Source organism: Serinicoccus profundi (assembly GCF_008001015.1).
GTDB lineage: Bacteria > Actinomycetota > Actinomycetes > Actinomycetales > Dermatophilaceae > Ornithinicoccus > Ornithinicoccus profundi.
The window spans coordinates 1,696,430-1,717,548 of sequence record NZ_CP042862.1 but is presented as its reverse complement, the minus strand read 5'-3'; the positions used below and the strand labels follow the sequence as shown (position 1 = coordinate 1,717,548).

The 21,119-nt window shown below is 73.1% G+C and carries 20 protein-coding genes; 13 read left to right on the top strand and 7 right to left on the bottom strand.

Annotated features, from left to right (window positions below; genetic code table 11):
- Positions 1-8 precede the first annotated feature (8 nt).
- The 5 genes from dop to FA582_RS07890 all read left to right on the top strand — a co-directional run bounded on the left by dop (position 9) and on the right by FA582_RS07890 (position 4,815).
- Positions 9-1,547, top strand: a complete 1,539-nt coding sequence (gene dop, locus FA582_RS07910; RefSeq protein ID WP_033229220.1) for a depupylase/deamidase Dop — start codon at positions 9-11, stop codon at positions 1,545-1,547.
- 13 nt (positions 1,548-1,560) lie between these two features.
- Positions 1,561-1,770 (top strand): ubiquitin-like protein Pup, encoded by a 210-nt coding sequence (locus FA582_RS07905; protein ID WP_010148451.1) that lies wholly within the window; start codon positions 1,561-1,563, stop codon positions 1,768-1,770.
- 25 nt (positions 1,771-1,795) lie between these two features.
- Positions 1,796-3,187: a Pup--protein ligase gene (gene pafA, locus FA582_RS07900; protein WP_033229218.1), complete on the top strand. Its 1,392-nt coding sequence runs from the start codon at positions 1,796-1,798 to the stop codon at positions 3,185-3,187.
- Between the two features lie 43 nt (positions 3,188-3,230).
- The gene (locus FA582_RS16630) at positions 3,231-4,280 is read left to right on the top strand and encodes an FKBP-type peptidyl-prolyl cis-trans isomerase (protein ID WP_147899782.1); all 1,050 of its coding nucleotides are present in this window, start codon (positions 3,231-3,233) and stop codon (positions 4,278-4,280) included.
- A 136-nt stretch (positions 4,281-4,416) separates the two neighbouring features.
- Positions 4,417-4,815, top strand: coding sequence for an FKBP-type peptidyl-prolyl cis-trans isomerase (locus tag FA582_RS07890; RefSeq protein ID WP_010148447.1), 399 nt, complete (start codon positions 4,417-4,419; stop codon positions 4,813-4,815).
- Positions 4,816-4,905: 90 nt separating this feature from the next.
- Here FA582_RS07890 and FA582_RS07885 read toward each other — a convergent pair whose 3' ends face one another.
- From FA582_RS07885 to FA582_RS07865, 5 genes are all read right to left on the bottom strand, one after another.
- Positions 4,906-6,264, bottom strand: coding sequence for a cation:proton antiporter (locus tag FA582_RS07885; RefSeq protein WP_010148445.1), 1,359 nt, complete (start codon positions 6,262-6,264; stop codon positions 4,906-4,908).
- A 10-nt stretch (positions 6,265-6,274) separates the two neighbouring features.
- Entirely contained in the window at positions 6,275-7,213 is a 939-nt protein-coding gene (gene glsA / locus FA582_RS07880; RefSeq protein ID WP_010148444.1) for a glutaminase A, read from the bottom strand.
- Positions 7,214-7,288: 75 nt separating this feature from the next.
- Entirely contained in the window at positions 7,289-8,068 is a 780-nt protein-coding gene (locus tag FA582_RS07875) for a hypothetical protein (RefSeq protein WP_010148443.1), read from the bottom strand.
- Positions 8,050-9,243 carry a hypothetical protein gene (locus FA582_RS07870; protein WP_141567683.1) on the bottom strand — a complete coding sequence of 398 codons (1,194 nt, stop codon included), beginning with the start codon at positions 9,241-9,243 and terminating at the stop codon, positions 8,050-8,052. The genes FA582_RS07875 and FA582_RS07870 overlap by 19 nt, the downstream gene beginning before the upstream one ends.
- A 269-nt stretch (positions 9,244-9,512) precedes the next feature.
- Positions 9,513-10,775 (bottom strand): DUF3866 family protein, encoded by a 1,263-nt coding sequence (locus tag FA582_RS07865; RefSeq protein WP_010148441.1) that lies wholly within the window; start codon positions 10,773-10,775, stop codon positions 9,513-9,515.
- Positions 10,776-10,832: 57 nt separating this feature from the next.
- On the opposite strand from FA582_RS07865, the gene FA582_RS07860 reads away from it, so the two are divergent.
- The 7 genes from FA582_RS07860 (at position 10,833) to FA582_RS07830 (ending at position 19,098) form a co-directional block, all read left to right on the top strand.
- On the top strand, positions 10,833-11,849 hold the full coding sequence (locus tag FA582_RS07860; RefSeq protein ID WP_010148440.1) for a helix-turn-helix transcriptional regulator: 1,017 nt from the start codon (positions 10,833-10,835) through the stop codon (positions 11,847-11,849).
- Positions 11,849-12,829 carry a helix-turn-helix transcriptional regulator gene (locus FA582_RS07855; protein ID WP_010148439.1) on the top strand — a complete coding sequence of 327 codons (981 nt, stop codon included), beginning with the start codon at positions 11,849-11,851 and terminating at the stop codon, positions 12,827-12,829. The genes FA582_RS07860 and FA582_RS07855 overlap by 1 nt, the downstream gene beginning before the upstream one ends.
- A gap of 66 nt (positions 12,830-12,895) precedes the next feature.
- Positions 12,896-13,210, top strand: coding sequence for a Sec-independent protein translocase subunit TatA (gene tatA, locus FA582_RS07850; protein WP_010148438.1), 315 nt, complete (start codon positions 12,896-12,898; stop codon positions 13,208-13,210).
- Positions 13,211-13,250: 40 nt separating this feature from the next.
- Positions 13,251-14,075: a twin-arginine translocase subunit TatC gene (gene tatC, locus FA582_RS07845; RefSeq protein ID WP_237707533.1), complete on the top strand. Its 825-nt coding sequence runs from the start codon at positions 13,251-13,253 to the stop codon at positions 14,073-14,075.
- On the top strand, positions 14,072-14,959 hold the full coding sequence (locus FA582_RS07840) for a diacylglycerol/lipid kinase family protein (RefSeq protein WP_010148436.1): 888 nt from the start codon (positions 14,072-14,074) through the stop codon (positions 14,957-14,959). The genes tatC and FA582_RS07840 overlap by 4 nt, the downstream gene beginning before the upstream one ends.
- Before the next feature lie 14 nt (positions 14,960-14,973).
- Entirely contained in the window at positions 14,974-17,859 is a 2,886-nt protein-coding gene (locus tag FA582_RS07835; protein ID WP_010148435.1) for a DEAD/DEAH box helicase, read from the top strand.
- Between the two features lie 33 nt (positions 17,860-17,892).
- Positions 17,893-19,098 carry an acetyl-CoA C-acetyltransferase gene (locus FA582_RS07830; protein WP_010148434.1) on the top strand — a complete coding sequence of 402 codons (1,206 nt, stop codon included), beginning with the start codon at positions 17,893-17,895 and terminating at the stop codon, positions 19,096-19,098.
- Here the strand turns inward: FA582_RS07830 and FA582_RS07825 are convergent.
- Entirely contained in the window at positions 19,091-19,717 is a 627-nt protein-coding gene (locus tag FA582_RS07825; RefSeq protein WP_010148433.1) for a phosphatase PAP2 family protein, read from the bottom strand. The two genes, FA582_RS07830 and FA582_RS07825, sit on opposite strands and share 8 nt — an antisense overlap.
- Positions 19,718-19,769: 52 nt before the next feature.
- Positions 19,770-20,738 carry a 5'-3' exonuclease gene (locus FA582_RS07820; protein WP_010148432.1) on the bottom strand — a complete coding sequence of 323 codons (969 nt, stop codon included), beginning with the start codon at positions 20,736-20,738 and terminating at the stop codon, positions 19,770-19,772.
- 36 nt (positions 20,739-20,774) lie between these two features.
- On the opposite strand from FA582_RS07820, the gene FA582_RS07815 reads away from it, so the two are divergent.
- The gene (locus FA582_RS07815) at positions 20,775-21,008 is read left to right on the top strand and encodes a hypothetical protein (RefSeq protein WP_010148431.1); all 234 of its coding nucleotides are present in this window, start codon (positions 20,775-20,777) and stop codon (positions 21,006-21,008) included.
- Positions 21,009-21,119 lie beyond the last annotated feature (111 nt).

The following is a 21,119-nucleotide window of genomic DNA, read 5'->3' as shown; positions in this document are numbered from 1 at the left end:
GCCGGGTCATGGGCATCGAGACCGAGCTGGGGATCACGAGCACCCAGCGCGACGCGGTCGGCCAGCCGGTGACGCCGATGGTCCTCTCCGGGCAGGTGGTGCGGGCCTATGCCGCGGGCGCCGCGCCCGGGGACGCCCTGCCCTCCGGCGCGGGCTGGGACTACGCCGACGAAACCCCGCTGCGGGACGCGCGCGGCTTCGAGATGGCCCGGGCCCTGGCGCACCGCTCGCAGCTCACCGATGTGGACGACCCGACGATCGCCACCTCGGTGCTCTCCAACGGGGCCCGTTTCTACGTCGACCACGCCCACCCGGAGTACTCCAGCCCGGAGGTCACCGGGCCGCTGGCCGCGGTCCGCTACGACCGGGCGGGGGAGGAGGTGGCGCTCGCGGCGGTCCGCACGCTGGCCGAGCAGGGGCTGGACGTGCGGCTCTACAAGAACAACGTCGACGGCAAGGGCGCCTCCTACGGCACCCACGAGAACTACCTCGTCCCGCGGTCGGTGCCCTTCGCCCGGTTGGCGACGCTGCTCATCCCCTTCCTCGTGGCGCGGCCGGTCATCGCCGGCGCGGGGCGGGTCGGCCTGGGTCAGGCCAGCGAGCGCCCCGGCTTCCAGCTCTCCCAGCGAGCCGACTACCTCGAGGCCGAGGTGGGCCTGGAGACGACGCTGCGCCGGCCGATCGTCAACACCCGTGACGAGCCGCACGCCACCCCCCACCTGCACCGCCGCCTGCACGTCATCGTCGGCGACGCGACCATGGCCGACGTCACGACCTACCTCGCCCTGGGGACGCTGTCGGCGGTCCTGCGCGTCATCGAGACCCACCCCGACCTGCTCGACGGTCTGACCCTGGCCCATCCCGTCGCGGCCGCGCAGAGGATCAGCCACGACCCGACGCTCACGACCGCGGTCGACCTCGCCGACGGTCGCCGGCTCACCGGCCTCGACCTGCTCGAGGCCCACCTCGACGCGGTGGAGCGGGCCGCGGCCTCCGGGCACGAAGCCTGGCAGGAGCCGGAGCACGCCCCTCAGACCGGCGACGTGCTCCACCGCTGGCGCGCGGTGCTCGACACCCTGCGGAGTGACCCGGCGACGGCGGCCGGCCAGGTCGAGTGGGTGGCCAAGCACCAGCTCCTGCAACGCTTCGCGGCGCGCGCCGGGGTCGGCTGGGACGACCCCAGGCTGGCCGCCATGGACATCCAGTGGCACGACCTCGACCCCGCGCGGGGTCTGGCCCGCAAGCTGCGCGCCTCCGGCCAGCTCGAGCGGCTGGTGGGGCCGGAGGAGATCGCGCACGCCGTGACCCACCCGCCCGAGGACACCCGCGCATGGTTCCGCGGGGAGGCCGTACGCCGCTACGGGCCCGGCGGGGGAGTGCGGGCGGCGTCCTGGGACTCGGTCGTCCTCGTCGACGCCAGCGGCTCACCGCGCCGCGTGCGCATGGACGAGCCGACCGGGGGACGGCGCGAGCGCGTCGAGTCGCTGCTGGACCGGCATACCGACGCCGCGAGCCTGCTCTCCGAGCTCGCCAGCGACGACGTCTGACTAGGATCGGTCCATGTCACAGCAGCAGTTCGACCGTCGACGGGACGAGGACGCCGGGGACACCGGGCCGGACCCGGACGCCACCCCGCCGCCGAGCGCCCCGACCGCGCAGAGCGCCGAGCGCGACGCCGCGCTCGACTCCCTCCTCGACGAGATCGACGGGGTGCTGGAGACCAACGCCACCGAGTTCGTCCACGGCTTCGTCCAGAAGGGCGGTCAGTGATCGTGGCGCCGTGCTGAGCCGCATCATGGGCGTCGAGACAGAGTTCGGCGTCAACGCGACCTTCGCGGGTGGCTCGCGACTCTCCCCGGAGGAGGTCTCGCGCTACCTCTTCCGCAAGGTGGTCGCGTGGGGCCGCTCGTCCAACGTCTTCCTCGGCAACGGTTCTCGGCTCTACCTCGACGTCGGCTCCCATCCCGAGTACGCCACGGCCGAGTGCACCGACCTGCTCGACCTCGTCGCGCACGACCGGGCGGGCGAGCTCATCGTGCAGGACCTCGCCCACGACGCCGAGCAACGGCTCGCGGCCGAAGGCTTCGACGCCACGGTCTACGTGCTCAAGAACAACGTCGACTCGCGAGGCAACTCCTACGGCTCGCACGAGAACTACCTCATCGAGCGGCGCACCCGGATGGAGCGGGTCACCGACACCCTCGTGCCCTTCCTCGTCACCCGGCAGCTCGTGACCGGGGCGGGGCGCCTGCACGTCACCGAGCAGCGGGCGACCTACCTCGTCTCGCAGCGCGCCGATCACATGTGGGAGGACCTCTCCTCGGCCACCACCCGGTCGCGGCCCATCATCAACACCCGCGACGAGCCGCACGCCGACCCCGAGCAGCACCGCCGGCTGCACGTCATCGTCGGCGACTCCACGATGAGCCAGACCACGACGATGCTCCGGCTGGGCACCACCGACCTCGTGCTCAAGATGCTCGAGGCAGGCACGGCCGTCCCCGACCTCGTCCTCGCCAACCCCATGCAGGCGATCCGTGACGTCAGCCGGGACCGCACCGGGCGGACCCCGCTCGCGCTGCGCAGGGGCGGGACGATCACGGCGCTGGAGCTGCAGTCGCGACTGCTCGAGCTGACCAAGGGGTATGCCGAGGGCGCCGGACTGGCGGACCAGGCGGCATACCGTGACGTGCTGGAGCTGTGGGAGCGCGGACTGCACGCCATCGACACCGACCAGCTGCACCTCGTCGACACCGAGATCGAGTGGGTGATGAAGAAGAAGCTGCTCGACTCCTACGCCCAGCGGCACGGGCTCGAGCCGTGGGACGCCCGGTTGCAGCAGCTCGACCTCGCCTGGCACGACATCCACCCGACCCGGGGCCTGGCCCGCATCCTGGAGCGCTCCGGTGCGGCCCGAACGGTGATCGACGAGGCCCGGGTGCAGGCCGCGACGACCGACCCGCCGCAGACGCGGGCACGGTTGCGCGGTGACTTCGTGCGCACGGCCGCCGAGCACCGGCGCGACTTCACCGTCGACTGGGTGCACCTCAAGCTCAACGACGCCGCGCAGCGCACCGTGATCTGCAAAGATCCCTTCGCCGCGCAGGATGCACGGGTGGATGCACTGATCGAGCACATCCGGGCCACGAGCGGTGCTCCCACGAAAGGTCCAGGGTCGCCGGGTTAGGCTGGTCCGGACTCCTCACCCCCGATCTGCAAAGGACGCACCCGTGCGCTCTTCCCGACTGCGCTATCTCGCGGCTGCCGCCGCGCCCCTCATCGTCCTGGCCGGCTGCAGCCCCGAGTCGAACGACGAGGGCTCGAGCAGCGACGACGCCGCGATGAGCAGCGCACCTGGCGACGACGCTGCCGCCACCTCGGCCGCGCCCAACGGCGACCTCGCCGACGTCGAGGTCGACACCGAGGGTGATGCTCCCGCGCTGACCTGGGAGGGTGAGCCCTTCGCCGAGGGTGACCTGCCCTTCGTCGCCGGCGGGACCGAGAGCCGCACCCTCACCGAGGGCGACGGCGAGGAGGTCGCCGAGAGCCACGAGGTCCGGGTGAAGTACCTCACCGTCAACGGCTCCAACGGTGAGCAGCTCGTCTCGACCTTCGAGAACGACGAGGCCGTCACGCTGGACCTCACCGACGAGACGCTCTTCCCCGCCTTCCGCGACCAGCTGCCGGGCACCAGCGTGGGCGACGAGCTGCTCATGTCCATCCCGGCCAGCGAGGCTTTCGGCGAGGCCGGCAACCCCCAGCTCGGGGTCGGCCCGACCGACACCATGCTCTTCTACATGGTCGTCGAGGGCACCGGCGAGCCGCTGACCGAGGCGCAGGGCGAGGAGGTCGAGCCCGAGGAGGGTCTGCCCGCCGTCACCATGGGCGACGCCGGCCCGGAGATCGACGTCGAGGGCGTCGAGGCTCCCGAGCAGCTCATCACCCAGCCGCTCATCAAGGGCGAGGGCCCCGAGGTCGTCGCGGGTCAGACGATCAGGGTGCACTACACCGGGGTGAAGCTCTCCGACGGCGAGCAGTTCGACAGCTCCTGGGAGCGCGGCGAGCCCACCGAGTTCCCCATCGGCGTCGGGAGCGTCATCACTGGCTGGGACGAGGGCCTGGTCGGCCAGACCGTCGGCTCCCGGGTGCTCATGGTCATCCCGGCCGAGGAGGCCTACGGCCCCGCGCCGGAGGACACCGAGGGCGAGACTGCCGCGCCGGCCCACGAGCTCGCCGGTGAGGACCTCGTCTTCGTCGTCGACATCCTCGGCGCCTCCTGATCCCTCCCACCGAGCGCCGCAGATGGTCGCCCCTGACCCGACCGAGCGTCGCAGATGGTTGCCTGAGGGCCCACCGAGCGTCGCAGATGGCTCCACCGCACGACATACCCGACATCACCACGACAAGGAGAACCCCATGACCGACTCTCCCTTCGGCCAGGTCCAGAAGGCCAAGCCCGAGATCGACTTCCCCGGCGACGAGCCGCCCACCGAGCTCGTCGTCGAGGACCTGGAGGTCGGCAAGGGCGCGGAGGCCACCGCCGGCTCCACCATCTCCGCGCACTACGTCGGCGTGTCATGGTCCACCGGCGAGGAGTTCGACGCCTCGTGGAACCGCGGCCAGCCGCTCACCTTCACCGCTGGTGTCGGTCAGGTCATCCAGGGATGGGACCAGGGGCTGCTCGGCATGAAGGTCGGCGGTCGCCGCAAGATCATCATCCCGCCGCACCTGGGGTATGGCGACCGCGGCGCCGGTGCCGCCATCAAGGGGGGCGAGACCCTCATCTTCGTCGTCGACCTCATGGACGTGCGCTGAGGGAACCATCTGCGACGCCCGGTGGGGCCCAGAGGAACCATCTGCGACGCCCGGTCGGGCCCAGGGCAACCATCTGCGACGCCCGGTGGGTCAGGGAGAGGCGGTCAGCCTCTCCCTGTCCCGTTCCAGGCGGGCCATGACCGGGGTGACGAGGACTCCGTGCAGCACCACCGAGAACACGATGGTGAACAGGCACGTGGCCCACAGCCAGCGTTCGCCGGTCCAGGTCGCCTCGGAGAGGGCATACGCCAGGTAGTAGAGGGTGCCCACGCCGCGGATGCCGAAGAACGCGGTGATGAGCTGCTCGCGGCGCGCCAGTGGGCGGTGCGCCGGGTCGGCCATCCGCCAGCGCCCGGGTCGCAGCGCGATCCAGCCCGCCAGCGGGCGGATGACGAGCACGAGCGAGACCCCGACGAGCACCCCGCGCCAGTCGAGGTGCTCCAGGGCACCGTCGGTGAGAGAGATCCCGACGAAGAGCAGCACGATGAGGGTGAGCAGACGCTCCAGCCGCTCGACGACCCCGTGCATGTGCTCGTGGAACTCGTGCCGCCTGGCCCGGGACCTCATCGTCATGGCGCAGACGAAGACGGCGAGGAAGCCATACCCCTGCGCGACCTCGGCGACGCCGTAGGCGAGGAGCATCGCTGCCAGCGCGAGCAACGACTCGCCCTGCTCGGCGAGCCGCAGCGCCTGCTGGCGTGAGCGGAAGGCGAGGTAGGCCATGGCCCAGCCTACGGCGATCCCGATCAGCAGGCCCACCACGATCTTGCCGACGAGCTCCCAGGCCAGCCAGTGCAGCCCCCACTCGCCGATCGGGCCGAGGGTCATGAGGAAGATCGCGGCGTAGACGAACGGGAAGGCCAGCGCGTCGTTGAGCCCGGCCTCGGAGGTCAGGGCGAAGCGGACCTCGTCGTCGTCGGTGATCTCCTCGTCCTGCAGCTGCTCGGTGAGGGTGTCCTCGGAGGTGTCCTCCAGGTCCTTCTCCGAGATCTCCGGGCCTCCCACCTGAACGTCACCGGCGAGCACGGGATCGGTCGGGGCGAGGACGGCACCCAGCAGCAGGGCGGGAGCAAGGCCCAGCCCGAGGCCCCACCAACCCAGCAGGAACACGCCGAGGATGGTGAGGGGCATGGCGATGCCGAGCAGCTTCCAGGTGGCCGACCAGGTGCGAAAGCTCGCCCGGTGGCGCCAGGACAGCGGGCGGTCGAGCGCGAGGCCGACGCCCATGAGGGCCAGCAGGACGGTGAACTCGGTGACGTGCTCGATCGTGTCGCGCTGGTCGGTCGGGTCGAAGGAGAAGCCGGCGCCGAACGGCAGCAGACCGACGAGGGCGCCCACGAGGATGAGGACGACCGGCGCGGACAGCCAGGCACGGTTGAGCAGACTGGGCAGGGCCACTGCGAGCAGCAGCACCCCGCCGCCCAGCAGGAAGATCAGGTCGGAGGACATACGGCGGCTCTCAGTCGTTCGGGCGCGGGGCGCGCATGAGGTGCAGGTCGAGGTCCGGGCTCAGCCGCTCGAGGACGAGGATGCCGCGCACCGGGTTGCCGTGGGCGTCGAGCCTCGGCGAGTACGTCGCCACTCCACAACGGCGCGGCACCGCGCCGAGGATGCCGCCGCTGATGCCGCTCTTGGCGGGGATCCCGACGGTCGACACCCAGTCGCCGGCTGAGTCGTACATCCCGCAGGTCAGCATGACCGACATCACCTGCCGGCACGTGTCCTCCCGCAGGACGCGCTCGCGCGTCCCCGGCAGCACACCTCCACCGGCCAGGGTTGCGCCGATCCGGGCCAGCTCGATGGTGCTGACCTCGAGCGCGCACTGGCGGGTGTAACCGTCGACGACGTCGTGCGGATCGTCCGGCAGCTCGCTGAGCGCCTGCACCATGTGCGCGATGCCGAGGTTGCGGTGCGCCCCGCCGATCTCCTGGGAGTAGCAGTCCTCGTTGATCTCCAGCCGTCGCCCCGCCATGGTCGAGAGCAGGTCTCGGATGCGCTCGAAGCGCTGCGGCGCGTCGGGTCCGGGCACGAGCGAGTGGGCGGTGATGGCGCCCGCGTTGATCATCGGGTTGGCCGGCCGGTTGGAGCCGTCGTCCAGGCTGATCCGGTTGAAGGCGTCGCCGGAGGGCTCGACGTCGATGTGCCGGTGGACCTCCTCGACCCCCAACGACTCGATCGCCAGGCCGTAGACCAGTGCCTTGCTCATCGACTGGATCGGGAAGCCGTGGTCGGCGTCGCCAGCGGCATGCACGGTGCCGTCGAGGTCGACGAGAGCCACGGCGGTGCGTGAGGTGTCGGCCTGGGCGTGCACGGGCAGCTCGTGCGGTTCGCCCTCCTCGACATCCCGGACCGAGGCCAGGACGTCCTCGAGGTATGACCTGAGGCCAGGGGAGCTCATGGCGCTCACCCTAGGTGACCAGCGCGGCTGGGGTGTCATCACCTGATTCGCCCGCTGCCGGGAACCACGGAGTGCTCAGAAGGGCGGGGACCCGGGCGACGTCGAGCCCCAGGGCCGGTCGTCGTGGGGCCCCTCGTCGTCGGGTCCTTCGTCGTCGGGTCCTTCGTCGTGGAGTGCCGTGTCGTGGGTTCCCTCGTTGTCGAGTTCCTCCTGGGGTGCGTCGAGGGAGGTGGTGTCGGCGGGGACGAGGATCTCCTCCACACTGGGGCCGGTGTCCGCCGGAGCACGTGATGGGCGCACGGTCGCCCAGCTCGTGAGCGGGCTGCCGTCGTCGGCCTCGTCGTCGAGGTCGGACAGGAACGCATCGGGGCCACGATGATGGAGTGCGGCCAGCAGAGCACGGCAGGCGAGGTCTCGACGTGCGGCGAAGTCGTCGCGTTCGGCCGGATGCTGGTCGGCCAGGTCGGGGTCGAGGGGCGCCAGACGGTCCAGGTAGGCACGGTAGTCGTGCACCCGCGTCGTCATGGCCTGCCCGAGGAGGGTGTGCCAGCGGACGTCACGGCGGTGGTTGATCGCTGCCGACCATGCCCGCGCGGTCTTGAACTGGTGGGAGCGGACATCGAGGGCCTGCAGGTTGAGCTCGCCCGTCACCCCGCCAGGGGCACCGAACGGGATCACGTGGTCGAGCTCGCCGGCGCCGGCGGGGACACGCGACCCGGGCGCCCGCGAGTGCACGTCCGCCGCGATCACCTGTCGTCTCATGTCGGCATCGGGGCGGTAGCGCGTGATGGTCCGCTCGACGAGCCGCCCGTCCGCGGGGTCGACCAGCAGTCGGGTCAGGGTGGTGCCCGGCACCAGGCGAGCTCGCGGGCGTGACCGGGGCTGATGAAGGCAGGGTGGTGCCCCAGCACCTGACCCACGCACCCGCGGGCGGCAGCATCGTGACCGCCGGGACCGCCCGGGTCGCCGCGGGCGCCCGGGTCGCTGGGTGCGCCTGGGGCGCCGTGACCCATCGTCGGGCGCTTCATCGAGGCTCGGCCCGCCACCGCGTCCCAGGGCACGACGACCTGCAGGTTCACAGGTGGGGAGGCCGAGACGATCCGGGCGATCGACTCCAGGTCGGCGACCGTCAGGGCCTCCTCGCCAACGCCCACGTCCGTGGTGGGGGCCTCGGTGGGCCCGGCATCACCGAGAACGTCGGTGATCACGCGGGCCGCAGACCCAGGCGCAGGCGCGGCGTGGGGGAGCGGGAGGTGGCCGTAGAGCAGGAGGGCCGAGGGCACGTCCGAGCGCAACTGGTCCAGGGTGCGCGGATCGCCGGCCTTGCGCAAGGCCCGGACCGCGTGCTCGACCCGCGCGTGGATCCCGGCCATGGTGGTGAGCGGTCCGGTGACCGACAGCGTCGCGGTGCCGTCGTCGTGCACCGACAGCCACGAGCGGCGCGCGCGGTAGGCAGCGCGGCGACGCTCCCGCTCGGCCTGGACGTCCTGGCCCTCGACGCGGACCGCCTCACGCTCCAGCGCCGCCCAGTAGTCGGCGTGCTGCCACGGGGCGTCACCCAACCCTCCGTCGGCATCGAGGCGTTCCGGGGCCGCCGTCTCTGGCTCATCCCCGAAGAGGGACTCGGCGACCAGCCCGACCCGGTCGGCCGGCAGCCGACCACATCTCTCCCAGAAGCCGCGCACCAGACCCCACGACACCTCCGCCCGCCCCAGGGCTCCGAGCACGTGGTCGCGGACGTCCGCCGGTGCACACGACACCCCGATCAGGGCGCGCGCCTCTCGTTCACCGAGCCCGAGCCGCACCCGCACCTCGGCCACGCACAGCCGTTTCGCCTCCGTCCGCCAGCGTCGGCGCTCGGTGGTCGACAGCTCCTCCACACTGCTGAAGCCCTTGTGCCCGAGGAGGGCTGCCCCGGTCACCGCGAGGAGCTCACGAGCGACGACCAGCAGCCCGCGTTCCACGCGGGACCGCTCGGCCGACGTCGTCTCGAGATCGGCCAGGACGTCCGCGGCGTCACGCGACCTCATCACGTCACCGTGGTCGCCACTCGCCGGCCCACCCCCGGTCGGGTCCGGCCACGTGTCTTCCTGCCCCATGTCGTCCTGCCTGGACGCCCCTGCGTCGTGGTTCACGATCGCCACCCCCTTCCCTGCGGTCACACCCGCGGTCGCACCTCCTGTGCGACCTGCATCCCCCTGCTTTCGAACAAGTGTATGAGGTGCCTCTGACAGACCTCGCTCCCACGCCGGAGTGTCGCGAGACGCGAGCCGCCTGAAGCCGCGTGGAGTGCCCTAGGTCAGGAAAGGAGGCGCGCGGCGTGACGGCCTGCTGCGGCCGCGGCCAGGAAGGCGGCAGGGTCGTCCTCGAGACCGCGGCCCATCGTCGTCAGGCGGACCGGCACGTCCTCCAGCGCCTCCGGAAGACCCTCGGTCGCGACCTCCACGAGCGTCAGGTGCGGCGCACGTGCGACGAGCTCACGCGCCTGCTCCTGCACCTGCTCCAGGCAGGCGAGGAGTGACGTCCCGTCCCACAGGGACGCGGTCTGCGGGGGGTGCGGAGGAGTGGAGGGTGCGCGAGAGGTCATCGCGGAGTCGGTCGGCGCGCCCACCGCAGTGAACCCCTCCGCAATCCCCACGGTCGACGGCACGGGGAGGTCCGCCGCCCGGGTGAGGACCCGCCCGAAGGCGGTCGCGCTGTGGTGTGACAGGCCGCGGTGCCGTGCCCGCGCGTCGGCCTGCGACACCCGTACCCCGGCGACCGGTCGACCCCCGAGCACGCTGGCCGCGTTGAGCGCCTCGCCCGCGGCCACGCCGGAGAACCCCCACCGCGTGTCGGTCCCGAGGTTGCCCGGGCCCTGGATCACCACCGCCACGTCGGCGCCCACGACGTGGCGAGCGGCCAGCAGCGCGGTGTGCACCGTGACGGCCTCCAGGTCGCCGCCGAAGGTCTGCCCGGCGGTGATCGTGCTCGCCAGCCAGCCCGCGTCACGCAGCCCGGCGACCGTCCTCGACCAGGCCAGTGGCAGGGCCGCGCCGTCCGTCATGACGTAGGCCACCCGCGCGTCCGGGTGCCCGGCGCGGATCCCGGCCAGCACGGCGGGCAGAGCGGAGTGCAGGTCGGTGGCGAGCACCGGCATACCCTCCAGGTCGTCGGCCTCCTGCAGCGCCGCGTGGTGCTCACCCTCGGGGTCGTCGACGCCCAGCACCATCGGCTGCAGCGGGGTGTAGCGCGCCTTGACCAGGTGCCCCGGTGGCCGGGCGCACCCCTCGGTCGCGTCCCCACCGGTCACGTCCCCACCGTTCGAGTCCCCCTCAGCTGCCCCCGGCCAGGCCGCCGCGCGGTCGGGGATGGCGACGACGAGGGCAGACCCACCGGTGCCGAGCCCCCGCTCCAGCGCGGTGACGTTGAGCAGCACCCGATCACCCACGGCAGCGGTGCCGACGACGTCCGGGTAGGCCAGGGCCAGGACCGGATCGCCCCCGACGTCGACCCGGAGCACCTGCACCCCGGTCCAGCCGGGGAGCAGGTCGCGCACCTCGCCCTCGCGCCACGTGATCACGACAGGTCAGCCTATAGATCACCGGATCCGGGGCGCCCGGACGGTAGCCTGCGAGGCATGGCGAAGAGCACGAGCACCGCCCCGAGCCCGGCCGCGGCGAAGACCGAGCGGCTGCTCAACCTCGTCATCGCCCTGCTGCACACCCGTCAGCCGCTGTCCCGCGCCAAGCTGCGCCAGGCGGTGCCGGACTACGCGCGGAGCAGCCCGGAGGCCTTCGAGCGGATGTTCGAGCGCGACAAGGACGAGCTGCGCGCGCTGGGGATCCCGCTGCGCACCGAGCCGATCGACGCCTTCTTCGACGACGAGCCGGGCTACCGCATCGACCAGCGGGAGTACGCCCTGCCCGAGATCGACTTCGCCCCGGACGAGCTCGCGGTCCTCGGGCTCGCGGCCCGCGCGTGGAGCCAGGCGAGTCTCGCCGGCCCCGCGGCGATGGCGCTGCGCAAGCTCGACGCCGCCGGGGTGGTCCGCGACGAGTCCTCGGTCGCGGGGATCGAGCCGCTGCTGCACACGCCGGACCCCGCCTTCGAGCCGGTGCGCGACGCCGTGCTCGAGCGGTGCCCGATCACCTTCGACTACCGCGGTGGCACGGGCGACCTCGCGCGCCGCCGGGTCCAGCCGTGGGGGCTGACCAGCTGGCACGGCCGGTGGTACCTCACCGCCCACGACCTCGACCGCGACGCACCACGGGTCTTCCGTCTGGACCGCGTCGTGGGCACCCCGACGCGGTCCGGCAGGCCGGGGGAGTATGCCGTGCCCGACGACCTCGACGCGCTCGCCATGATCCGGCGCAGCGCCGGGGAGGACGGCGAGCGCACGGTGACCGCCAGACTGCAGGTGCGCGACGGGGCCGCCGCCTCGCTGCGTCGTCGGGGGCGGCCGGTCGCCGGCACCACCGACCTCCCCGAGGGGTGGTCGCGGGTGGAGCTCGACGTCGCCTCGCTGCCGCCGCTGGCCCGCGAGATCTGCGCCGCCGGGCCGGACGTGCGGGTCGAGGAGCCGCCGGAGCTCGCCACCCAGGTGGCCGAACGGCTGGGCGCCGTGCTGGCCGCGCACGGAGGAGGACAGGGCTGATGCCGACCTACGAGAGCGCGACCTCCCGCGTGTCCCGGATGCTGACGATGGTGCCCTGGCTGCTGCACCGGCAGGGCATCGACCTGGCGACGGCCGCCGCCGAGCTCGGTGTGAGCGAGACGCAGGTCGTGGACGACCTGCAGGTCCTCTTCCTCTGCGGCCTACCGGGCCACTACCCCGACGACCTCATCGAGGCCTCCTGGGAGGGTGGGCGCGTCTTCGTCGGCAACGCCGACACCATCGCCCGGCCGCTGCGCCTGGGGCGTGACGAGGCGCTCGCGCTCATCGTGGCGCTGCGGGCCCTGGCCGACACGCCGGGCCTGGCCGAGCGCGACGCCATCGACCGGGCCCTGGGCAAGCTGGAGGGAGCCGCGGGGGAGACCGCTGCCGCCGCCGCCGCGGTGCGGGTCGACCTCGAGCAGCCCGCCGACGACGCGGTCGCGGCCAGCGTCCGCCGGAGCCTGACCGAGCGCCGTCGCCTCCACCTGCGCTACACCTCGGCCAGCCGTGACGAGACGACCGAGCGCGACGTCGACCCGCTGCGGGTGCTCTCGGTCGACGGCCGGTGGTACCTCGAGGGCTGGTGCCACCGAGCGCAGGGGCTGCGCCTCTTCCGGCTCGACCGGATCGAGGCCGCCGACGTCCTCGAGCAGCCGGCCACCCCGCCGGAGGACCTGCCTGATCGCCCGGTCGGCACCGGCGTCTACCGCCCCGACCCGCAGGACCAGTCCGTCACCCTCGACCTCGACCCCGGCTCGGCCTGGGTGGCCGAGCAGATCCCGGCCGAGGAGGTCACCCCGCGGGAGGACGGCTCGGTGCGGATGGTGCTGCGCGTCGCGGACCCGCGATGGCTCCTGCGGCTGGTGCTGCGCGAGGGCGGGGGAGTGCGTGTCGTCGAGCCCGCTTCCCTCGTCGCCGCCGTGCGTGAGGGGGCGCGCGAGGCCCTCGCCGGGAACCCCTCGTCACCACCGGCCCGTTAGACTGACCACGCACCCGGTGCGCCGCAGCAGCGGTGACACCCCGACCGAGAGCGAGTGTGCACCTCTATGCGACTCCAGGCCTGGCACGTCGTCATCCTCATCGTCGCCTTCGTCGTCCTCTTCGGGTGGAAGAACCTGCCCAACATGGCCCGCTCCATGGGGGAGTCGATGCGGGTGTTCAAGTCCGAGGTCGACCAGATGAAGGACGAGGGTGAGGCCCGCAAGACCGAGAAGGACGCCGAGCGTCCCGCCCTCGACGACCGCCGCGCGAGTGCCGACGGCGACACCGCCCGCGCCGAGTACGACGCCATGAAGCGGCGCGAGGGCGACGGCTCCACGGGCACGACCGGCACCTCGGGCACCCCCGGCACCGGCGTCTGAGCCGACTTCCACGACGACGTCCGACGCGGCATACCCACCGGTGACCCGGCCCACCCGCGCCCGCCGCGCCAAGGACCCCGAGGGGAGGATGTCCCTCGGGGAGCACTTCCGTGAGCTGCGCAACCGGCTGACGATCAGCGTGATCGCCGTGCTCGCGGGCGCCGTGGTCGGGTGGATCTTCTACGAGCCGGTCATCGACTTCATCTCCGCCCCCGTGGAGGCGGTGCGCGACAGCGAGGGCGACCGCATCGTCAGCCTCAACTTCGCCGGCGTGACCGACGCCTTCGGGATGCAGGTCAAGGTGGCGTTCTTCGTGGGGATCGCGCTGGCCAGCCCGGTCTGGCTGTGGCAGGTCTGGGCGTTCCTGCTGCCCGGCCTGACGCGGCCGGAGCGGCGGATCGCGCTGTCCTACTTCTGCGTCTCGATCCCACTCTTCTTCGCCGGCGCCAGCCTGGCCGGGTTCACCTTCCCCCGCCTCTACGCCATCCTCCTGGAGTTCGCCCCCGACGGCTTCAGCAACATCCAGAACGCCAGCGCCTACCTCACCCTCGTCCTCTACTTCTGCCTGGCCTTCGGCCTCGCCTTCCTCCTGCCGGTCGTCCTCATCGCGCTCAACCAGATCGGCATCCTGCCCGCCCCGCTCATGCTCAAGGGCTGGCGGGTCACGCTCTTCGGCATCCTCGTCTTCTCGGCGTTCATGACCCCCGACCCCAACGCGGTGAGCATGCTGCTCATGGCAGCGCCGGTCTTCGCGCTCTACTGGTGCGCGGTCGCCTTCGCCTTCGTCCTCGACCGACGCCGCGCCAAGAAGAACCCCGGCCGGTATGCCGGGCTGTCCCCGGACGAGGCGACCCCGCTGACATGAGGTATGCGCTCGTGCACGGTCGGCGTTCCGGCCGTGGCGGCGCGGCAGGGGTGGGGGAGCGGGCGACTGCCACGCTGCGTGACGCCGGGCACGACGTGGTGCAGGTGAGCGCGGGGACCCTGGAGGAGGCCCGCGCCGCGTGCACCGCCCTGGTGGCCGACGGCGTCGAGGTGCTGGCGGTCGCCGGTGGCGACGGGCTCGTCAGCCTCGGCGCGGACGTCTGCGCCGGCACCCCCACGGCCCTGGGCATCCTCCCGGCGGGCACCGGCAACGACAACGCCCGCAGCCTGGGCCTGCCGAGCGGGCCCGCAGCCTGCGTCGACGTCCTCCTCGCGGGCCACACCCGCACGGTCGACACGCTGCTCCTGCCCGAGCTGGGCCGGCACGTCCTGGGCTCGGTCTGCGGCGCGCTCGACGCCCGGATCAACGCCCGGGCCAACCGGCTGCCGAGGCGGCTGGGCGCGGCGTCCTACACCGTGTCCGCCCTCGTCGAGATCGCCCTCCTGCGCCGTCAGCCGCCCCTGCACTACCGGCTCACGCTCGACGGGCGCAGCCGCGAGCTGGACGCCCTGGTCGTCGTCGCGGCCTCCATGCCCTCCATCGGCGGCGGGCTCCCCATCGCCCCTGCTGCCGACCCTGCCGACGGCGAGCTCGACGTCGTCCTCATCCACCCCGTGACGCCGGCCCAGGCCCTGGGGCTGCTGCGCGCCGTCCGGGCGGGGCGGCATACCGGACATCCGGCGGTCGAGATCCTGCGCGCCCGCGAGGTGCGCGTGGAGGGACCACCGGATGTCGTCGCCCACGGCGACGGCGAGGCGCTCGGTCCGCTGCCGCTGACCGTGCGGGTGGACCCCGCGAGCCTGCAGGTGGTCGTGCCCCGCTGACGTAGCCTGGAGGCATGCCCAGCCCCGCCGAACGCTACGCCGCCTCGCGCGCCCGGGCCGCGAAGCAGGCCACCCCTGCCGGGCGGTTCACCGAGTCCCTCGGCCTGGAGCTCGACGACTTCCAGAGCGAGGCGATCGAGGCGGTCCAGGAGGGTGCGGGCGTGCTCGTCGCGGCACCGACCGGGGCCGGCAAGACGGTCGTGGGCGAGTTCGCGGTGGCGCTGGCGCTCGAGACCGGCCGCAAGGCGTTCTACACCACGCCGATCAAGGCGCTGTCCAACCAGAAGTACCACGACCTCGTCGCCCGCCACGGCGCCGCCAACGTCGGGCTACTCACCGGGGACGCCTCGATCAACGGCGAGGCCCCCGTGGTCGTCATGACTACCGAGGTCCTGCGCAACATGATGTATGCCGCGTCCCCGACCCTGCGCGGCCTCGGTTTCGTCATCATGGACGAGGTGCACTACCTCGCCGACCGGTGGCGCGGCGCGGTGTGGGAGGAGGTCATCATCCACCTCCCCGAGGCGGTGCAGGTCATCTCTCTGTCGGCCACGGTGAGCAATGCCGAGGAGTTCGGCGACTGGCTGCGCCAGGTGCGCGGCCGGGGCAACCCCGAGTCGCTGCGGGTCATCGTCTCCGAGCACCGCCCGGTGCCCCTCTGGCAGCACATGATGGTCGGCCAGCGGCTCTACGACCTCTTCGTCACCGACGGGCTGCGCGCCGCACCCGGCGTGGACGGCACCACCCGCGTCAATCCCGAGCTGCTGGAGGCGATCTCGGCGGCCGAGCGGTCGGCCCGGGCCGACAGCGGGTGGCGACGCGACGACCCCGGCGGACCGCGAGGACGCCGTGGGGAGCCCCGCGGGCGGGGCCGGTCGGGGCAGGCGCGTGGTCACTCCCGGCGCTACGACGACGCGCGGGGGAGCGGCGGCGGTGACGCGGGCTTCTCGCGGGGGTCGCTCCCCGGTGGCGTGGCGAGCCGGGCCCAGGTCATCGACCGGCTCGACCGCGACGCGCTGCTGCCCGCGATCACCTTCATCTTCAGCCGCGCCGGGTGCGACGCCGCCGTGCAGCAGCTCCTCGGGCGCGGCACCCGGCTCATCCCCGAGGACCAGGGACAGACGATCCGCGCGCTCGTGGCCGAGCGGGTCGCCGAGGTCGACCCCGCCGACCTGGGCGTCCTGGGCTACCACGACTTCGTCGAGGGTCTCTCCCGCGGCTATGCCGCGCACCACGCCGGCATGCTCCCGCTCTTCCGGGAGATCGTCGAGGAGCTCTTCACCGCCGGTCGGGTGCGCTCGGTCTTCGCGACCGAGACCCTGGCGCTGGGCATCAACATGCCCGCGCGCACCGTCGTGCTGGAGAAGCTCGTGAAGTTCAACGGCGAGGAGCACGCGCCGGTGACCCCGGCGGAGTACACCCAGCTCACCGGGCGGGCCGGGCGGCGCGGCATCGACATCGAGGGCCACGCCGTCGTCCTGTGGCGGCGCGGGGTGGACCCGATGGACGTCGCCGGGCTCGCCTCGACCCGTACCTACCCCCTGCGCAGCTCCTTCCGGCCCAGCTCCAACATGGCGGTCAACCTCGTCGCGCAGTACGGCCGGGACCGCGCCCACGAGCTGCTGCAGGCCAGCTTCGCGCAGTTCCAGGCGGACCGGTCGGTCGTGGGGCTCACCACCCAGATCCGGCACAACACCGAGGCGCTGGAGGGGTATGCCGCGTCCATGGTCTGCGACCGCGGCGACTTCCGGGAGTACGGCCGCATGCGGCACCAGCTGTCCGAGGTGGAGAAGAAGGCCGCCCGCACCCGGCAGGCCCAGCGGCGCAGCGACATCGGGCAGGCCCTGGAGTCGCTGGAGCCCGGTCAGGTCATCCAGCTCGACGGGGGGCGGCACGGCACGATGGCGGTCGTCATCAAGGGTGCGCGCGGTCGCTCCGCCGGACCGGAGCCCACGGTCGTCACCTCCAACGGCCGGGTCCAGCGACTGAGCATCCCCGGCTTCCGCGACGTCCCGGAGATCATCGGCACCCTGCGCGTGCCCTCCCACTTCAACGAGCGTAGCCCGAAGGCCCGCAAGGACCTCGCCGCCGCCCTGCGCTCCACCGTCCGCGAGCCGGTGCCCGGGCGGGGCGGCCGTGGGCGCCGGGGTGACGGCATACCTGAGGGGACGCAGGCGCAGGTCGAGGAGCTGCGGGCGGCACTCGCCGCGCACCCGTGCCACAGCTGCCCGGAACGGGAGGACCACGCGCGGTGGTCGGCCCGCTGGTGGACGCTGCGCAAGGAGACCGACGACCTGCAGCGCCGGGTCACCCACCGCACCAACACGCTCGCCGCGACCTTCGAGCGGATCTGCGACCTGCTCGGCGCCATGGGCTACCTCAGCGAGGACGGCCGGGAGGTCACCGACCAGGGGCAGCGGCTGCGGCGGATCTACACCGAGCTCGACCTCGTCGCCGCCGAGTCGCTGCGGCGCGGGACCTGGCGGCGGCTGACCCCGGCGGACCTCGCGGCCGTGGTCTCCACCCTGGTCCACGAGGCCCGCGGTGACGAGCCCGGCGACCCGCCCACCCCGAGCGTGGAGGTGGCCGAGGCCCTGGGCGAGATGGGCTCGATCTGGACCGAGGTGCAGGCCGGCAAGCTGGCGCACAACCTCACCGGCGACCGCGAGCTCGACCCGGGCATCTCCTGGATGGTGCACCGGTGGGCCTCCGGCCGCGGCCTCGAGGAGGTGCTGCGCTCGGGCGACCTGTCGGCGGGCGACTTCGTGCGGCGGGCCAAGCAGGTCGTCGACCTGCTCGGTCAGATCGCGCATGCCGCCGACGACGACGTGGCCGCCACGGCGCGCCGGGCCTCCGCGGCGATGCTGCGCGGCGTCGTCGCGGCCGACCGCCTCGACTGACGCCCCGCGAGGGCCGGTGCGTAGGCTGACCACATGCCCGAGATCGTCATCTGCTCGCCCCTGCGGACGCCCGTCGGGGGCTTCCTCGGCAGCCTCGCCACCTTGTCCGCCGCCGACCTGGGGACCCAGCTGCTCACCGAGCTCCTGGCCCGCACCGGGCTGCAGGACGGCGACGTCGACGACGTCGTCGTGGGCAATGCCAACCCCTCCGGCGAGATCCCCGCACTCGGCCGGATCCTCGCCCTCAACACCGGCCTCGACTCGGCGCCGGGGATGCAGCTGGACCGCCGCTGCGGCTCGGGCCTCCAGGCGCTCCTCACCGCCGCCGCCCAGGTCGCGAGCGGGGGGAGCCGGCTGGTCGTCGCCGGTGGGGCCGAGTCGATGAGCCAGGTCGAGCACTACGCCCTGCTGCGCCAGGGCGTGCGCGCCGGGGTCGAGCTGGCGGACCGGCTCGCGCGGGCCCGGTCCACGGCCGGGGGAGAGCACCACCCCATCCCCGGCGGGATGATCGAGACCGCGGAGAACCTCCGCCGGGACTACGGCATCACCCGCGAGGCCCAGGACGCGCTGGCCCACCGCTCGCACCAGGTGGCCGCCGCGGCCCAGCGGGAAGGACGCTTCGCCGACGAGGTGGTGCCCGTGGAGGTGCCGGGCCGCAAGGGCAGCACCGTCGTCGAGGCGGACGAGCACATCCGCCCCGACACGACGACCGAGAGCCTGGCCGGGCTGCGCCCGATCCTCGGTCGCCAGGACCCCGACGCGACCGTCACCGCCGGCAACGCCAGCGGGCAGAACGACGCCGCCGCCCTCTGCGTCGTCACCACGCGCGAGCGCGCCGAGGAGCTGGGCCTCCATCCGATGCTGGCGCTGCGCTCGTGGGCCGTGGCCGGCGTGGCACCGGAGACGATGGGCATCGGCCCGGTGCCCGCGACCGCCGCGGCGCTGGAGCGCGCCGGTCTCACCCTCGCCGACCTCGACCTCATCGAGCTCAACGAGGCCTTCGCCGCACAGGCCCTCGCCGTGCTCACCGAGTGGGGGATGGCCGACCCGGCCTCGTGGGACCGGCTCAACGTCAACGGCTCGGGCATCTCGCTGGGCCACCCGGTCGGGGCGACCGGCGCCCGCATCCTCGCGACGCTCGCCCACGAGCTGGGCCGCCGAGAGGGCCGGTATGCGCTGGAGACGATGTGCATCGGTGGCGGTCAGGGACTCGCCGCGCTCTTCGAGCGGGTCAGCTGAGCGGGCGGCCGCGCACGAGCAGGCCGAGGCCGCCAGCGCCGACCGCCAGCATGACCGAGGCCAGGACGTCGCTGGGCCGGTGGTAGCCGAGCAGCACCACCGCCAGGCCCATGTAGGCCGTGAGCGCGGTGCCGACCACCGCGGCGGCGGGCACGAGGCGCGCGGGGCTCACGAGGAGCAGGGCGAGCGCCAGGGCGGCCGCCGCGCCGGTGTGACCGCTGGGTAGGGAGTTGGACATCACCCACGGGTCGGCGAGCGTCGGGCGCGGCAGGAGGGGCTTGAGCACCTGGGTGGACACCACGAGCAGCGGCACAGCGACGAGCACCGCCAGCCCCGTCCGGGTCCGGCGCAGCAGCGCGAGCAGCCCGATCACCAGCGCGCCCCCCAGCAGCAGGTAGGGGTTCGGCAGGGCCGCGGCCACCGCGTCGTGGCGGCTGCCCGACAGTGTGACCGCGTCCATGAGACCGCTGTCGACGCTCTGCCCGCGGGTGCTGAGCACCGCCATGACGTAGGTGGCGACGAAGCCCAGGGCACCGATGAACATCAGCGCGAAGGGCAGCGTGACGGGGCGCGGCTCGTCGGCCGGCCTCGTGTCCTGCGGTGCTGCGGTGGTCGTCATCACCCTCCAGGTTAGGGCGCGTGCCTGAGTAGGCCCTGTGGCGATCTGCTGCTCAGGGCCTGACCTTGAGGGCCGCCATGAGCCGCCCGACAGGGTTGCCGAGGTCGTAGGTCTCGATGAGCTGCTGCAGGGTCCCGGGGTCGGCCAGCTCGCGGGGGAGGGTGAGCGGGATGTCCTCGACAGGGGCGTCCTCGGCCACCAGCACCACGCGCGGAGCCACGTCGAGGTAGGCGGCGCCCGCCTCCAGGTTGGTGCGCCTGGCCCCCTTGATGGCCGGGTCACCGGAGTCGACCGCCGCGCGCAGGGCCGCGAGGGTGCCGTACTGCTCGATGAGGGCGGCCGCGGTCTTCTCCCCGATGCCCTTGACACCGGGAAGTCCGTCGGAGGTGTCCCCGCGCAGCATCGACATCTCGGCGTACGCGCGACCGGTCGGCACGGCATACCGTGACCGCAGGCCGGCCTGGTGGATCTCCTCGGCGTCCCGGACCCCCTGCTTGGCGGTGTAGATCACCGTCACCCCGGCCACGTCGTCGACGAGCTGGAAGAGGTCGCGGTCACCGGTGACGACCCCGACGGGCAGCCGCCCGCGGTGCCGGGCGGTGAGGGTGCCGATGACGTCGTCGGCCTCGTAACCGTCGGCCCCGAGCACGGGGATCCCCACGGCCTCCAGGACCCGGCGCAGGATCGGCACCTGGACCTCCAGCTCAGGTGGAGCCTCCTCCTTCTCCTCCGAACCCTCGACCAGACGGTGAGACTTGTAGGAGGGGATGGCCTGGACCCGGAAGTCCGGCCGCCAGTCGTTGTCCCAGCAGCAGGCCAGGTGGGTGGGGGAGAAACGCCCGACGAGCGTGGCGATCATGTCGAGCAGCCCGCGGATCGCGTTGGTGGGCGTGCCGTCCGGTGCCTCCCGCAGGTCCTTCACCCCGAAGTAGGCGCGGAAGTAGAGCGAGGCGGTGTCGAGCAGGAGCAGCTGCGGCGGCGCCACGGCCACCTCGGTGTCGGCGGCGGGGGAGGTCGTCATGGGGCCTCACCCTAGTGGGGTGGGTTAGCGTGAGGTATGCCTCGACAGCGCGCCCTCGCCCTCGCGCTGCTCGGCGGCGGGCTCCTCGTGGCCGCGGCCCTGCTCTTCGGGCCGTGGTGGGACACCGCCCACGGGGAGAACCCGCTCACCCGGCCGTCCGGGCCCGACTACGCCGCCGTCCTGCGGCTCAGCCTGCCGACGCTGGGAGTCGCGGTCCTCGTCGGTCTCGTCGTCGTCGCGTCGCGCAGGGATCGGGGCACGCCGCACTAGCCTCGGTCTTTCATGCGGTCGGTCTGGAAGGGCCTTGCTGGCCGCTCGGGAGCGGGTCGGCCCGTATGTCGGTGTCGGGGCGTGAGTAGTGCCCGGCTGTCGCGCCGGGTG

What these genes read in the sequence shown, in the direction of transcription:
- dop (WP_033229220.1), top strand. Translation starts at nt 9, where the DNA reads ATGGGCATCGAGACCGAGCTGGGGATCACGAGCACCCAGCGCGACGCG.
- FA582_RS07905 (WP_010148451.1), top strand. Translation starts at nt 1,561, where the DNA reads ATGTCACAGCAGCAGTTCGACCGTCGACGGGACGAGGACGCCGGGGAC.
- pafA (WP_033229218.1), top strand. Translation starts at nt 1,796, where the DNA reads ATGGGCGTCGAGACAGAGTTCGGCGTCAACGCGACCTTCGCGGGTGGC.
- FA582_RS07890 (WP_010148447.1), top strand. Translation starts at nt 4,417, where the DNA reads ATGACCGACTCTCCCTTCGGCCAGGTCCAGAAGGCCAAGCCCGAGATC.
- FA582_RS07885 (WP_010148445.1), bottom strand. Translation starts at nt 6,264, where the DNA reads ATGTCCTCCGACCTGATCTTCCTGCTGGGCGGCGGGGTGCTGCTGCTC.
- glsA (WP_010148444.1), bottom strand. Translation starts at nt 7,213, where the DNA reads ATGAGCTCCCCTGGCCTCAGGTCATACCTCGAGGACGTCCTGGCCTCG.
- FA582_RS07870 (WP_141567683.1), bottom strand. Translation starts at nt 9,243, where the DNA reads ATGAGGTCGCGTGACGCCGCGGACGTCCTGGCCGATCTCGAGACGACG.
- FA582_RS07860 (WP_010148440.1), top strand. Translation starts at nt 10,833, where the DNA reads ATGGCGAAGAGCACGAGCACCGCCCCGAGCCCGGCCGCGGCGAAGACC.
- FA582_RS07855 (WP_010148439.1), top strand. Translation starts at nt 11,849, where the DNA reads ATGCCGACCTACGAGAGCGCGACCTCCCGCGTGTCCCGGATGCTGACG.
- tatA (WP_010148438.1), top strand. Translation starts at nt 12,896, where the DNA reads ATGCGACTCCAGGCCTGGCACGTCGTCATCCTCATCGTCGCCTTCGTC.
- FA582_RS07840 (WP_010148436.1), top strand. Translation starts at nt 14,072, where the DNA reads ATGAGGTATGCGCTCGTGCACGGTCGGCGTTCCGGCCGTGGCGGCGCG.
- FA582_RS07835 (WP_010148435.1), top strand. Translation starts at nt 14,974, where the DNA reads ATGCCCAGCCCCGCCGAACGCTACGCCGCCTCGCGCGCCCGGGCCGCG.
- FA582_RS07830 (WP_010148434.1), top strand. Translation starts at nt 17,893, where the DNA reads ATGCCCGAGATCGTCATCTGCTCGCCCCTGCGGACGCCCGTCGGGGGC.
- FA582_RS07825 (WP_010148433.1), bottom strand. Translation starts at nt 19,717, where the DNA reads ATGACGACCACCGCAGCACCGCAGGACACGAGGCCGGCCGACGAGCCG.
- FA582_RS07820 (WP_010148432.1), bottom strand. Translation starts at nt 20,738, where the DNA reads ATGACGACCTCCCCCGCCGCCGACACCGAGGTGGCCGTGGCGCCGCCG.
- FA582_RS07815 (WP_010148431.1), top strand. Translation starts at nt 20,775, where the DNA reads ATGCCTCGACAGCGCGCCCTCGCCCTCGCGCTGCTCGGCGGCGGGCTC.